Here is a 13439-nt window from a genome sequence, read left to right as displayed (position 1 = left end):
TCCCCGCCGCAGGCGGCCGCGGCGCCGCGGCCGGCAACGTGGGGCGATACCGTCAGGGCAATCGACGGACACAGAGGAGACGAAGACGTGGCAGCTACGTCGTGGGTGCGAGGCGCAGCCGGCGACCCGTTCGGGACGGCTCGGCTGCGGCGCGGTGTGCTGGACGCCTGGGCCGCCTCACCTGCCCGGTTCCGGGAGGACGCCAACGCGGAGGAGGACCTCGCGCTCGGCGGCTACCGCGACCGCCTCGCCGTGGAGCTGGCGCAGAACGCCGCCGACGCGGCCGCCCGGGCCGGCGTCCCCGGCCGGCTCCGGCTCACCCTGCACCCGGCCGACGGCGACGCCCCCGCCGTCCTCGTCGCCTCCAACACCGGCGCCCCGATCGACGCCACCGGCGTCGAATCGCTCTCGACGCTGCGCGCCTCCGCCAAGCGCGAGGCCAGCGTGGCGGCCGGCGCGGTCGGCCGCTTCGGCGTCGGCTTCGCCGCCGTGCTCTCCGTCAGCGACGAACCGGCACTCGTGGGCCGCACCGGCGGCGTCCGCTGGTCGCTGGCCGAGGCCCGCGCGCTGACCGAGGACGTGGCCGCGCACAGCCCCGGCCTCGGCGGTGAGCTGCGCCGCCGCGAGGGCCACGTACCGCTGCTCCGGCTCCCGCTGCCCGCCGAGGGCACCGCACCCGAGGGCTACGACACCGCCGTCGTCCTGCCGCTGCGCGACGGCGCCGCCCAGGACCTCGCCGAGCGGCTGCTCGCCGGCATCGACGACGCGCTGCTGCTCACTCTCCCCGGCCTGGCCGAGGTCATCGTCGAAACCCCCGAAGGGGTACGGGAGTTGCGGCAGACCCGGCAGGGGCCGTACCTCGTCGTCGAGGACAGCGAGCGCGGCACCACCCGCTGGCGGGTGGCGTCCGACAGCGGCCGGCTGGACCCCGCACTGCTCGCCGACCGGCCCGTCGAGGAGCGGCTGCGCCCGTTCTGGTCGGTGACCTGGGCGGTGCCGGTGGACGCCGACGGCGCCCCGGCGCGCCCGCGGACCGCGCCGGTCGTGCACGCCCCGACGCCCACCGACGAGCCGCTGGGCCTGCCCGCCCTGCTCATCGCCTCCTTCCCGCTGGAGCCGACCCGCCGCCACGTCGCGCCCGGCCCGTTCGCGGACTTCCTGGTCGGACGGGCCGCCGCGGCGTACGCGGAACTGCTGGCGGGCTGGCAGCCGGTGACCGCCGGCACCCTCGACCTGGTGCCCGGCCCGCTGGGCAAGGGCGGCCTGGACGGCGAACTGCGCCACCAGGTGCTCGATCTGCTGCCGCGGGTCCGCTTCCTGCCGAGCGCCGCCGCACCGGCTGCCACCGCGACCGGCGCCGGCGAGCAGCCCGAGCCCGAACCCGCGGGCGCACCGCGCGACGAGTGGGACGCCGAGGGCACCGCGGACACCCCGCGCTACGTCCTGCGGCCCACCGAGGCCGAACTGCTGGAGGGCGCCGGCGCCACGACCGTCGCCGTGCTCGCCGAACTCTTCCCCAGCCTGCTCCCCGCGGGCCTCGAACGCCGCCCGGAGCTCCGCTCGTTGGGCGTGACCCGGGTCCCGCTCGGGGAGATGGTCGACCGGCTCGCCGGCGTCGAACGCCCGCCGGGCTGGTGGTGGCGGCTCTACGACGCGCTGGCCGGCACCGACCCCGACCGCCTCACCGGCCTGCCGGTGCCGCTGGCCGGCACCGCGACGCCCGGCCCGGCCGGCGCGCACGGCGCGGTACGCACCACCATCGGCCCCCGCCAGGTCCTGCTGCCGCTGCCCGGCGGCGGCCCCGACGAGGACGGCGGGTCCGCCGCCCGGCACCGCACCCTCGCCCGGCTCGGCCTGAAGGTCGCCCACCCCGAGGCCGTCCACCCGCTCCTGGAGAAGCTCGGCGCCACCCCCGCCGCGCCCCGCGCCGTGCTGACCACGCCCCAGGTGCGCGCCGCCGTGGCGAACTCCCTCGACGCCGACGAGGACGCCTACGACCTCTTCCCCGACGACGACCTCGGCGGCGCCGGCCCGGGCGGCCCGCTCGGCTCCGAGGAACTGGCCGAGACCGTCCTCGGCCTGGTCCGCGACGCCAACCTCGCCCCGGGCGACGAGCCCTGGCTGGGCGCCCTCGCCCTCCCCGACGAGGACGGCGAACTGGCCCCGGCCGGCGAACTCGTCTACCCCGGCAGCGACTTCGAACGGGTCATCCGCGAGGGCGAACTGCCCGCCTGCGACGCCGACCTGGCGGCCCGCTGGGGCGAGCAGCCGCTGACCGCGGTCGGCGTCATGGCCGGCTTCGCCCTCGTCCGCGCCACCGACGTCGTCCTCGACCCGGACGAGATGGAGCCGCGCGACACGGACTTCGCCGAGCCCGACGACGTCGGCCTGCTCGACGCCGTCGACGTCTGGTGCGAGGACGTCCTCGACACCCTTCCCGAGACCCCGGTCCCCCCGGTCGTCACCGAACTGGTCGCCGTCCGCGACCTCGACCTGGTCGACGACGACGCCTGGCCCGAGGTCCTGGCCATGCTCTCCCGGCCGCCGCTGCGCGACGCGCTGACCGCCCCGGTCCGCGTCCTCCTCCCCGACGGCACCACCGAATCCGTCCGCCCCTACACGGCCTGGTGGCTGCGCGGCCACCCGGTCCTGGACGGCCGCCGCCCCGCCGGGCTGCGCTCGGCCGGCGGCGACCCGCTGCTGGCCGGCCTCTACGAATCCGCGGACGCCGGTGACGTCGACGCCCAGGTGCTGCGCGCCCTCGGCGTCCGCACCTCCGTCGCCGCCCTCCTCGACGAACCCGGCGGCGCCGCGGAACTCCTCGGCCGGCTCGCCGACCCGGACCACCCCGTCGGCGCCGCCCAACTCCACGCCCTCCACGGCCTGCTGGCGACCCTCGACCCCGACCAGGTCACCCTCCCCGACTCCTTGCGCGCCGTGGTGGACACCGAGGTCCGGGTGGTGGACGCCGCGGACGCGGTCGTCGCCGACGCCCCCGACCTGATGCCGCTCGCGACCGGCCTGGCGCTGCTCCCGGTCAGCCCGGCCCGCGCCGCCGACCTGGCCGAACTCCTGCAGGTGCGCCGGCTGTGCGAGGCGGTCACCGCCGAGGTCCGCTCCGAGGGCGTCCGCCACGAGGTCCCCCCGGCGGTCCGCACCCTCCTCGGCCCCACCACCCCGCCCACCTACGACGAGCACGAGGAACTCCTCGTCACCGCCGCCCCGGACACCGCCGCCGGCCCCGCTGCCACCACCGAACTCGACTGGCGCTGGACCCCCGACGGCACCCTCCACGCCGCCACCCTGGAGGGCGTGGCCGCCGGCCTCGCCTGGGCCACCGGCCAGTGGCCCCGCCGCTTCGAGGTCGCCGCTCTCCTGGAGGACCCCGACCGGGGGGACGAACTGGAACGCGCGCGCTGGTTCGACTGACGGTACGGGCCAACGTGCACAGTGGAGGAGTGAATCAACACAACGCGGACATTCTTTCCCGGGCCCAGGTGGCCACCAGGCTCCCCGCCCAGGACCTGGCCCGGGCCCGCCGCTTCTACTCCGAAAAACTCGGCCTCGACCCCGTCGACGAACGCCCCGGCGGCCTCCTCTACCGCTGCGGAGACACCGAGTTCGTCGTCTTCCGGTCCACCGGCGCCTCCCCCGGCACCTTCACCCAGATGGCCTGGGTCGTCGACGACATCGACACCACCGTCGCGCTGCTCCGGCGGCGCGGCGTGGTGTTCGTCGAGGTCGACGTCCCCGGCTTCCGCACGGAGAACGGCATCGCCGACATCCCCGGCAACTACCCCACCAAGCACGCCCACGCCGAACGCGGCGCCTGGTTCCACGACAGTGAGGGCAACCTCCTCGGGATCGGCCAGCCGATCGCTTGAGGGGCGTCCGGCCGGTGCCGAAGGCGCCGGCCGGGACCCTCAGCCGGCCTCGTCCCCCAGCCCCTCCGCCAGTACCTCCGCCAGGTGCCGTCCCGGTCGGTCGCCGAGCTGCTGGAGCTGGGTGCGGCAGGAGAAGCCGTCCGCGAGGATCTCCGTGTCGGGGGTGGCCCGGCGTACGGCCGGGAGGAGTTGGTCCTCGGCGCAGGCGACCGACACCTCGTAGTGGCCGCGTTCGTAGCCGAAGTTGCCGGCCAGGCCGCAGCAGCCGCCGGAGAGGGGGCCGGTGAGCCCGGCGCGGTCGCGGAGGCGGCGGTCCGCGGCGTCGCCGAGGACCGCGTGCTGGTGGCAGTGGGTCTGGCCGGCGACCGGGCGGTCGAGGCGTGGCGGCTGCCAGGTGGGGGCGTACTGCTCCAGGGTCTCGGCGAAGGTGCGGACGGCGGACGCGAGGTGGGCGGCGCGGGGGTCGTCGGGGAGGAGTTCGGGGAGGTCGGTGCGGAGGGCCGCGGCGCAGCTCGGTTCGAGGACGACGAGCGGGCGGCCGGGGCGCAGGACGGGGGACAGGGCGTCGACGGTGCGGCGCATGACCTGGCGGGCCCGGTCGAGCTGGCCGGTGGAGACGTAGGTCAGGCCGCAGCACAGGGGGCGGTGCCGGCGGAGGCGGAAGCCGGGGCGCGGGGGCGCCGTCGGGGGGAGCAACGGGCGCAGCCCGGCGGCTTCGAGGACCTGGACGGCGGCGCGCCCGACCTGGGGCGCGAGGTGGTTGGTGAAGGTGTCGGGCCAGAGGACGACCGTGCGACCGGGGGCGCTTCCTGCCGATCCTGCCGTTCCTTCCCCTCGCCGCCTCTGCCACCACCACCGGGTGAAGGTCTGTGTGGCCAGCGTCGGCAGCGGCCGCTCCGGGGTGAGACCCGCGAGGCGGCCCGCCAGGGTGGCGGCGAGGGGAGCGCGGGACAGGGCGTTGAGGACGGGCGCCACGGGGGCCGCGAGGCGCAGCCATTGGGGGAGGCGGCCGAGGGCGTAGTGGGCGGCGGGGCGCAGCCGGCCCTCGTAGTGGTGGTGCAGGAACTCCGCCTTGTACGTGGCCATGTCGACGCCGACCGGGCAGTCGCTGCGGCAGCCCTTGCAGGACAGGCACAGGTCGAGGGCGTCGCGCACCTCGGTGGACCGCCAGCCGTCGGTGAGCACCTCGCCGGCGAGCATCTCGTGCAGCAGGCGGGCCCGGCCGCGGGTGGAGTGCTGCTCCTCGCCGGTGGCGCGGAAGGACGGGCACATGACGTCCGGGGAGCCGGGGGCGCTCGCGGCGTTGCGGCATTTGGCGACGCCCACGCAGCGGCGGACGGCCGCGGTGAAGTCGCCGCCGTCGTGCGGGTAGCCGAAGGCGACCGGGACCGGCTTCCTGGGGAGCGGGGCGAAGCGGAGGTTGTCGTCGAGCCGGGCGGGGCGCACGAGCATGCCGGGGTTGAGGCCGGCGGCCGGGTCCCAGAGCGTCTTGAAGTCGCCGAAGAGACCGACCAGTTCGGGCCCGTACATCTTCGGCAGGAGCTCGGCGCGGGCCTGCCCGTCGCCGTGTTCGCCGGAGAGCGATCCGCCGTGCGCGACGACGAGTCCGGCCAGGTCGTGGGAGAAGGCGCGGAAGCGGCGGATGCCGGGCGGGGTGAGCAGGTCGAAGTCGATGCGGATGTGGATGCAGCCGTCGCCGAAGTGGCCGTAGGGGGTGCCGCGCAGGCCGTGCTGCGCCAGCAGGGCGCGGAAGTCTTGCAGGTAGGGGCCGAGCCGGTCGGGCGGGACGGCGCAGTCCTCCCAGCCGGGCCACGCCTCCGAGCCGTCCGGCATACGGGTCGCGGTGCCGGAGGCGTCCTCGCGGATCCGCCACAGCGTCCGCTGGCCGGCCGGGTCGGTGACGACCGTGTGGTCGGTGCTGCCGTCCGCGGCCGCCGCCCGGCACAGCTCCTCGGCCCGGGCCGCCGCCTCCGCCGGGCTCGCACCGCCCGTCTCCACGAACAGCCAGGCGCCGCCCCGGGGCAGGCCGGCCGCGTCGCCCACCAGATCGGCGGCCATGCCCTCGACGGTCAACGGACGCCGGACGAGGAGGGTGTGGGCGGCCTCGGCGGCGGCGCTCTCGTCCGGGTAGCCGAGGACGGCGAGCGCCCGGGCCGCGGGGGTCTCCACCAGCCGCACGGTCGCCTCGGTCAGCACGCCGAGGGTGCCCTCGCTGCCGGTGAGGGCACGGGCCAGGTCGGTGCCCCGCTCCGGCAGCAGCGCGTCGAGGGCGTAGCCGGAGATGCGGCGGGGGAGGTCGGGGTAGCCGGTGCGCAGCAGGGCCAGTTCGCGGTCGACGAGGGCCTTCACGCCGTCCCGCAGGCGCGGCGGGAGACCGGTGGGGGCGCCGGTCGCGTCGGTGCCGCGGCCGGCCCGTACGCCCTCGCCGCCGTAGGTGAGCAGGGCCAGTTCGCGGACGTTGTCGGCGGTGGTGCCCCAGGCGACCGAGTGCGAGCCGCAGGCGTTGTTGCCGATCATGCCGCCGAGCGTGCAGCGGCTGTGCGTGGACGGGTCGGGGCCGAAGGTCAGCCCGTGGGCGCCGGCCGCCGCCCGCAGGTCGTCCAGGACCACGCCGGGCTGGACGACGGCGGTACGCGCCGCCGGGTCCAGCGAAACGATCCGCCGCATGTGGCGGGTGAAGTCCAGGACCACACCGACGCCGGTGGCCTGCCCCGCGATGCTGGTCCCGCCGCCGCGCGGCACCACGGGCACGCCGTGCTCCCGGCACACCCGTAGTGCCGCGGCGACATCATCGGCGTCCCTGGGGGCGACCACCGCCTGTGGCACCCGCCGGTAGTTGGACGCGTCCATCGTCATCAGCGCCCGGTCCGCCGCGGTGAACGAGACCTCCCCCCGCACCGCGGCCGACAGTTCCCGCGCCAGGTTCCGCTGCTCCGTCTGCGTGCGCTCAGCCATGTCTCCAGCCTGCCCACTGGGGCAGGGTCATGCGACGGCCGGCGGGCCGTCCGGTGTGGCGGCCGCGGCCGGGTGGAAGCGGAAGAGGCGCTGCGGATCGAGACGGGACATGAGGGCGGCGAGCCGGCGCCGCGCATCGGCGTCGTGCACGCTGCGGGCGACCTCCGCGGCGTCCGGCCGCTCCCCGTGGCGGCCGAAGAGGAAGTTCACGCTCCGGCCCAGCCGCCAGGGCTCGACGGCGGCCAGCGCCTCGGCGTGCAGGGCCCGTACGGTCCCGAGGTCGTCGCCCTGGAGCGGCGAGAGGAGGCGCAGCGCGTAACGGGCGGCGCGGTGGCCGACGGTGCCGGAACCGGCCGGGGCGGCCAGGGCACCGCCGAGGTGATTGAGCTGCACCACGCACATGGTCGGCGCGGCCGGCCCGGTGAGCCGTGCCACCCGGCGCAGCGCCGCCGCGTCCAGGTCGCCGAGCAGCGCGTTGTCGCCGTCGTAGGCGTGCGGATCGCTGGGGTCGCGGTGGATGGTGTGCGACTCGGCGTACGGCATCTCGCGCAGGTCGTCACCGACCCGCGGGCCCACCGCCCGCAGCGGCGCCACCAGTTGCTCGCCCCGCTCCGCGCTGCCCGTGTACGCGATGCGGAGGTGCGCCAGGTACCGGCCGCGCAGCTGCTCGGGCAGCTGCGGCAGATCGGGGTAGGCGATCAGGGCGACGGACGAGGTCATTTCGTCGGGCACGGTCCCGGTCCAGCGCAGGTACGCGGACAGTACGTCGTCGACGTGCTCGGCGCCGAACACCAGCTGGCCGCCGTAGAGCCGGGCCACCGGCATCAGCGCGAACTCCATCGCGGTGACCACGCCGAGGCCGTGGCCACCGCCGAGCAGCGCCCCGAACAGCTCGGGGTCCCGCTCGGCGGTGAGGTGGCGCAGCCGGCCGTCGGCGGTGACCAGGTCGACGGCGCGGACGTGGTCGGCGGCGTAGCCGTAGGTGCGGGCCAGGACGCCCACCCCGCCCCCGAGGGTGTACGAGACGACGCCGACGCCCGGGGACGAGCCGTTGAGCGGCGCGAGTCCGTGCGGGGCGGCCGCCTCGACGACCTGGCCCCAGACCGCGCCGGCCGCCACCCGCGCGGTGCGGGCCACCGGATCGACCGTGACCCCGGCCATCCGCTTCGTGGTGATCAGCAGGCCGCCGTCGGTGCCGGCGGCGAGGCCGTGCCCGGTGGCCTGGACGGCGACCGGCAGGCCGTGCGCGCCGGCGAACCGCACCGCGGCGACCACGTCGTCGGCGCCCGCCGCCCCGACGATCACGGCCGGCCGGTGCGGGTGCGCCAGCTGGAAGCCGGTGCGCTCGGCGTCGTACCCGTCGTCGCCGGGGAGCAGGACGGGGCCGCGGACGGCCCGGGCGAGGGCGGCGGTGTCGCGGGCGGTCGGGGCGGGTGCGGCGGGCTGCGGGGCGAGGTCGTTGATCTCCATGCCCCGTACTCTCGCGGGATAAGTTGACACCCGCCGTCATATATAAATCGGGGTGTGAAGTCGGACCGTCTGCTGTCGATCCTGCTGCTGCTCCAGACCCGCGGCCGGGTCCCGGCCAGGGAACTCGCCGAGCGGCTGGAGGTCTCCCCCCGCACCGTCTACCGCGACGTCGAGGCACTGTCCGCGGCCGGCGTGCCGGTCTACGCCGAGCGCGGCCGGCACGGCGGCATCGCCCTGCTGCCCGGCTTCCGCACCGACGTCACGGGGATGACCAGCGACGAGGCCCGCGCCCTGTTCGTCCTCGCCGCGCAGGGCGCCCACACCGCCCTCGGGCTGGACGACGCGCTCGGTTCGGCGCTGCGCAAGGTGATGGCGGCGCTGCCCGCCCCGCACCGGCCGGCCGCGGAACTGACCGGCCGCCGCATCCTCGTCGACCCGGACCGCTGGCTCGGCGGCCCCCGCCCGGCGGCCGACCTGGACGCGCTGCAGACCGCCGTCTTCACCGACCTGCGGCTGCGGATCCGCTACCGCCACAGCGGCGAGACCCGCCTGCGCACGTACACCGTCGACCCCTACGGGCTGGTGGCGAAGGCCGGCACCTGGTACCTCGTCGCGGACCGGCGCGGTCGGCCGCAGCTGTTCCGGGCCGACCGGGTCGCGTCCGCGGTCGTCACCGACGCCCCGGTGCGGCGCCGGCCGGGCGTGGAGCTGGCCGAGGTCTGGCAGCAGCTGCGCCGCCAGGTGGAGGACCGGCCCACCGACGTCCGGGTGACCGCCCGGATCCGCCGCGACCGGCTGGACCTCGCCGTACGGATCCTGGGCGGCGCCCTGACCGGACCGCCCCGTACGGGTGACCCGGACGGGCGCGGGCACGGGCGCGGGCGCGGGCGCGGGCGCGGGGAGGCGGACGGTGCCGGTGTCCGGGATGCCGTGGACCACGACGAGCAGTGGGCCGTCATCGAGCTGGCCTTCCCCGTGCTGCGCGCCGTGCGGCAGCTGCTGCAGTTCGGCGACGCGCTGGAGGTGCTCGCCCCGCCCGAGGCCCGCCGGGTGCTGGCCGAGGCCGCCGCCGGCATCACCGCGCTGTACGCCACCGACCCGCCGCCCCCGTAGTGCAGTGCCGTCGCCGTGGCCCACTGCCGTCCGCGCAGCCACTGCCGTCCGCGTGGCCCCCTGCCGTCCCTGGGGCCCCGCCCGTCCGCACCGCCCCGCCCGGCCCCCGCCGCACCGCGCCCTGTCCACGGACGACGCGCCGCCATCTCACCGTCTGGACGTGCCGCCGGACCGCGCACGGTGACGGATTAGGCTTCGTCCGTGGCTGATATCCAGATTCCCGCTGACATCAAGCCCGCCGACGGACGCTTCGGCGCGGGCCCCTCCAAGGTGCGGACGGAGGCGCTGGCCGCCCTGGCCGCCACCGGCAGTTCCCTCCTCGGCACGTCCCACCGCCAGGCGCCGGTCAAGAACCTGGTCGGCAAGGTGCGCGACGGCGTGCGCGACCTCTTCCAGCTCCCCGAGGGCTACGAGGTCGTCCTCGGCAACGGCGGCTCGACCGCGTTCTGGGACGTCGCGACGCACGGCCTGATCGAGCGCAAGTCCCAGCACCTCTCCTTCGGTGAGTTCTCCTCCAAGTTCGCCAAGGCCGCCAAGCTGGCGCCGTGGCTGGACGAGCCCACCGTCATCTCCGCCGACCCGGGCAGCCACCCGGAGCCGTCGGCCGAGCAGGGCGTGGACGTCTACGGCTTCACCCACAACGAGACCTCGACCGGTGTCGCCGCCCCCATCAAGCGGGTGGCGGGCGCCGACGAGGGCGCCCTCGTCCTGGTCGACGCCACCTCCGGCGCCGGCGGCCTCCCGGTCGACATCGCCGAGACCGACGTCTACTACTTCGCCCCGCAGAAGTCCTTCGCCTCCGACGGCGGCCTGTGGATCGGCGTGTTCTCCCCGGCCGCCATCGAGCGCGCCGAGCGGATCCACGCCTCCGGCCGCCACGTCCCGGAGTTCTTCTCGCTCCCCACGGCGATCGACAACTCCCGCAAGAACCAGACGTACAACACCCCGGCGCTGTCCACCCTCTTCCTGCTCAACGAGCAGCTGGAGTGGATCAACGGCCAGGGCGGCCTGGACTGGGCGGTACGCCGCACCGCCACCTCCTCGCGCACCCTCTACGGCTGGGCCGAGGACGCCAAGTACGCCACCCCGTTCGTCACCGACCCGGCCAAGCGCTCGCAGGTCATCGGCACGATCGACTTCACCGACGAGGTCGACGCCGCCGCCGTCGCCAAGGTCCTGCGCGCCAACGGCATCGTCGACACCGAGCCCTACCGCAAGCTCGGCCGCAACCAGCTGCGCATCGCGATGTTCCCGGCGATCGAGCCGTCGGACGTCGAGGCCCTGACGGCCTGCATCGACTACGTCATCGGCCGGCTGTAACGGCGGATTCGCACCGCACGTCACCACCGGCCCCGGCGGGCGACCGCCGGGGCCGGTCGTATGCCCGGCGCCCGTCCGGCGCCGGACCGCACGACCACCCGAACGGGCCGCCGGAGCACCACCCGTACGGAGGCATCGCGGAGTGACGAAACCGCCTGGATATGCCTGTATGGGGGCATGACGACTCCCCCGAGCCCCGGCCTCGCCCCCTTCGAACGGCAAGGGGCGGTCCTGCTGACCACGTACAAGCGGGACGGCACCGGCGTCGGCACCCCGGTCAACCTCGCCGTCGACGGGGACCACGCCTACTTCCGCACCTACGGCAGCGCCGGCAAGGCCAAGCGGATGCGGAACTTCCCCGACGTGGAGATCTGCGCGTGCACCTGGCGCGGCCGCCCCACCGGCCCCACCGTCAACGCCCGGGTACGCCTGCTGGACCCGCGGACCCGCGCATACCGCCGGGCCGAACGCTCCCTGACCCGGAAGTACCCGCTCATCCACGGCCTGTTGGTGCCCCTGCTGCACCGGCTGAAGCGGGAGCGGACCCTGCACTACGAACTGCGGCCGGCACCGGACGGCCCCGCCTAGGACGCCGCTGCCGGGCGCGCCCCTGCTACGAGCGCCGCCGCAGCAACCTGCGCACCACCACGACCAGAGCCGTCGCCACCGCGAGCACCAGCGCACCCTTGGCGTAGCTGGGGTTGAGGTCCTTGCCATCCGAACTCCCCTTGCCCGAGGGGGAGTTGGATGCGTTCCCGTCGTCCTCCCCGTCACCCGCCCGGGCCGAGTCCGGCAGCTGGCCGCCGCTCAGGCCCACCGGCGTGACATCGCTGTCCCGGCCCTCCGAGCCGTACATCAGCGTCCGCCCGTCGGGGGTGAAGGTGACCGACTCGCCCTGCTGCTGCATCGGCACGCCCACGCTGCCGAGGTCCTTGGGACGGCCGTTCTCCCAGCGGAAGATCCGCGCACCGAAGTAACCGCGCAGCACCAGCCGGGTGCCGTCGGGCGAGAACGCCCCGTCCGTCACCCACAGGTCGGCCGGCGCGACCTTCCGGAACGTGTTGACCCCGGAGGAGGTGAGCTGCCGCGGCCCCTCGTAGAGCGCGCCGCCGCCGTCCTGCTTCTTGCTGGCGATGTAGACCCGGCCGGTCCGGGGATGCACCATCAGCGCCTCGGCGTCCCGTGGCCCGTCCGCGTACTTCACGGTGTACTGGGTCGCGGTCACCGTGGCGTCCCGCAGCCGCTTCGGCTCGGGGAAGCGGTAGATCCAGACGTGGTCCCAGCTGCCGCCGAGGTTGTCGCCGATGTCACCGAGGTAGAGGTCGCCGTCCGGGCCGAGCGAGATCGCCTCCACGTCACGCGGCGCCCCGATGCCCCGCAGGGTGATCCGGGCGACGGTGCGGCCCGTTCTGCCGTCCACGGCGTAGACGTAGGGGCCGTCGTCGCTGTCGTTGTGGGTCCAGTAGATGCCCGGGTGCGCGCGGCTGGCGGCCAGGCCGCTGGACTCGGTGATCCGCGGATCGCCGATCGTGAAGCCGTCCGGCTCATCGGCGGCGGCCGGCACCACCGCCACCGCCCCCACCCACAAGGCCCCCGCGGCACCGGCCGCGCACAGAAGCGAACGCATGGGCACAGACTGCCATCCGCGGGGCCGGGCGCGGGCCCCGGGAGGCCGGCGGCAGGCCGGGCGCACCGGGCGTGGCCAGCGTCACGTACCCGGTAGTAGGGGTTCTCGGACATCATGGCCGGATGAGGATCATGTTCGTCGGCGACTCGATGACGATCGGGAGCGCCGGCGATTACACCTGGCGATACCGGATGTGGCAGCACCTGAACGCCTCCTTCGGCGGCCCGTACCGGATCGTCGGGCCGCGCCGGACGCTCCACGACCCGGCCGAGGACGCCGCCACCTCGCACGCCTACCGCGACCCGGACTTCCCCGAGTCCGCCCGCGGGCACCTCGCCGGATGGGGCGAGGGCTGGCTGCACATGGCGCCGGTGATCGGCGAGACGGTCCGCCACCACCGCGCCGACACCCTGCTGGTCTCGCTCGGCCTGATAGACCTCGGCTTCTACACGAACGCCACCCAGACCGCGGAGAACGTCCGCGAGTTCGTGGCCGGCGCCCGGGCCGCGGCGCCGCACCTACGGGCGGTGCTGATGCCGGTCATCCCCAACGTGCGGGCGGCGGCGGACCCGGCGTTCGGCGCGGAGTGCGCACACTTCAACGAGCTCCTGGCGAAGGCCGTCGCCGACCTGTCCACCCCCGCCTCACCGTTGCTGCTGGCCTCCGAACCACCGGGCTGGCACATCGACCTGGCCACCTACGACGGCACGCACCCCTCCGAGCGGGGCGAACACCTCCTCGCGTCGTCCTTCGCCGACGCGATGCACCAGGGGTGGGGGGTCGGGGGTACGTATCGGGTGCCCCTCGGCTGATCCCCACGTAGCCGTCTGTCCCGCCGCGGTTGTTGCTCGCCGTTGCGCGCTTTGCGGCGCCCCGCACGTAGCCGTCTGTCCCGCCGCGGGGCTTGTTCGCCGTTGCGCCTGGCGGCGGGCGTTTGTGTTTTGGGTGCGGTGCCGGCCCTCCAGACTTCGTCCTCCGGTCCAGCCCCTCCCGTGAGTGGGAGTTTCTTAGCTGGTTGGGGGCGGGCCTGGTCTGTTGCCTGCGGGCTCGTGGGCATTACCTGCACCCCC

Annotated in this window: 9 protein-coding genes; 6 read left to right on the top strand and 3 right to left on the bottom strand. The window is 75.5% G+C overall.

The features are described from left to right. Nucleotides 1-87 precede the first annotated feature (87 nt). Together V2J85_RS38585 and V2J85_RS38580 are read left to right on the top strand one after the other, a co-directional pair. On the top strand, nucleotides 88-3429 hold the full coding sequence (locus V2J85_RS38585; protein WP_330824186.1) for a sacsin N-terminal ATP-binding-like domain-containing protein: 3342 nt from the start codon (nucleotides 88-90) through the stop codon (nucleotides 3427-3429). Nucleotides 3430-3458: 29 nt separating this feature from the next. Next, on the top strand, nucleotides 3459-3884 hold the full coding sequence (locus V2J85_RS38580) for a VOC family protein (RefSeq protein WP_261956181.1): 426 nt from the start codon (nucleotides 3459-3461) through the stop codon (nucleotides 3882-3884). A 39-nt stretch (nucleotides 3885-3923) separates the two neighbouring features. Here the strand turns inward: V2J85_RS38580 and V2J85_RS38575 are convergent, their stop codons facing one another. Together V2J85_RS38575 and V2J85_RS38570 are read right to left on the bottom strand one after the other, a co-directional pair. After that, a complete protein-coding gene (locus V2J85_RS38575) occupies nucleotides 3924-6839 on the bottom strand; it encodes an FAD-binding and (Fe-S)-binding domain-containing protein (RefSeq protein ID WP_261956180.1) in 2916 nt (971 codons plus the stop codon). A 27-nt stretch (nucleotides 6840-6866) separates the two neighbouring features. Next, nucleotides 6867-8309, bottom strand: coding sequence for an FAD-binding oxidoreductase (locus V2J85_RS38570; protein ID WP_330824185.1), 1443 nt, complete (start codon nucleotides 8307-8309; stop codon nucleotides 6867-6869). A 54-nt stretch (nucleotides 8310-8363) separates the two neighbouring features. Here V2J85_RS38570 and V2J85_RS38565 point away from each other — a divergent pair, with 54 nt between their 5' ends. From V2J85_RS38565 to V2J85_RS38555, 3 genes are all read left to right on the top strand, one after another. Next, the gene (locus V2J85_RS38565) at nucleotides 8364-9422 is read left to right on the top strand and encodes a helix-turn-helix transcriptional regulator (RefSeq protein WP_330824184.1); all 1059 of its coding nucleotides are present in this window, start codon (nucleotides 8364-8366) and stop codon (nucleotides 9420-9422) included. A 201-nt stretch (nucleotides 9423-9623) separates the two neighbouring features. Next, nucleotides 9624-10742 (top strand): phosphoserine transaminase, encoded by a 1119-nt coding sequence (serC, locus tag V2J85_RS38560; RefSeq protein ID WP_201806822.1) that lies wholly within the window; start codon nucleotides 9624-9626, stop codon nucleotides 10740-10742. Between the two features lie 177 nt (nucleotides 10743-10919). Beyond that, nucleotides 10920-11330: a PPOX class F420-dependent oxidoreductase gene (locus tag V2J85_RS38555; protein WP_261956177.1), complete on the top strand. Its 411-nt coding sequence runs from the start codon at nucleotides 10920-10922 to the stop codon at nucleotides 11328-11330. Nucleotides 11331-11355: 25 nt separating this feature from the next. Here the strand turns inward: V2J85_RS38555 and V2J85_RS38550 are convergent, their stop codons facing one another. Then, on the bottom strand, nucleotides 11356-12369 hold the full coding sequence (locus V2J85_RS38550) for a hypothetical protein (protein ID WP_330824183.1): 1014 nt from the start codon (nucleotides 12367-12369) through the stop codon (nucleotides 11356-11358). Nucleotides 12370-12491: 122 nt separating this feature from the next. Between V2J85_RS38550 and V2J85_RS38545 the strand changes: the two genes are divergently transcribed. Further along, on the top strand, nucleotides 12492-13181 hold the full coding sequence (locus V2J85_RS38545) for a GDSL-type esterase/lipase family protein (protein WP_330824182.1): 690 nt from the start codon (nucleotides 12492-12494) through the stop codon (nucleotides 13179-13181). The last annotated feature ends 258 nt before the right edge of the window (nucleotides 13182-13439 follow it).

The sequence above is a fragment of the Streptomyces bugieae genome (assembly GCF_036352915.1).
Lineage (GTDB): Bacteria > Actinomycetota > Actinomycetes > Streptomycetales > Streptomycetaceae > Streptomyces > Streptomyces endophytica.
This window is presented reverse-complemented; position numbering and strand designations above follow the sequence as displayed.

Bases quoted from the DNA above. Each gene is read 5' to 3' on its own strand.
- V2J85_RS38575 (WP_261956180.1), bottom strand. From the start codon at position 6,839: ATGGCTGAGCGCACGCAGACGGAGCAGCGGAACCTGGCGCGGGAACTG.
- V2J85_RS38570 (WP_330824185.1), bottom strand. From the start codon at position 8,309: ATGGAGATCAACGACCTCGCCCCGCAGCCCGCCGCACCCGCCCCGACC.
- V2J85_RS38555 (WP_261956177.1), top strand. From the start codon at position 10,920: ATGACGACTCCCCCGAGCCCCGGCCTCGCCCCCTTCGAACGGCAAGGG.
- V2J85_RS38550 (WP_330824183.1), bottom strand. From the start codon at position 12,369: ATGCGTTCGCTTCTGTGCGCGGCCGGTGCCGCGGGGGCCTTGTGGGTG.
- V2J85_RS38545 (WP_330824182.1), top strand. From the start codon at position 12,492: ATGAGGATCATGTTCGTCGGCGACTCGATGACGATCGGGAGCGCCGGC.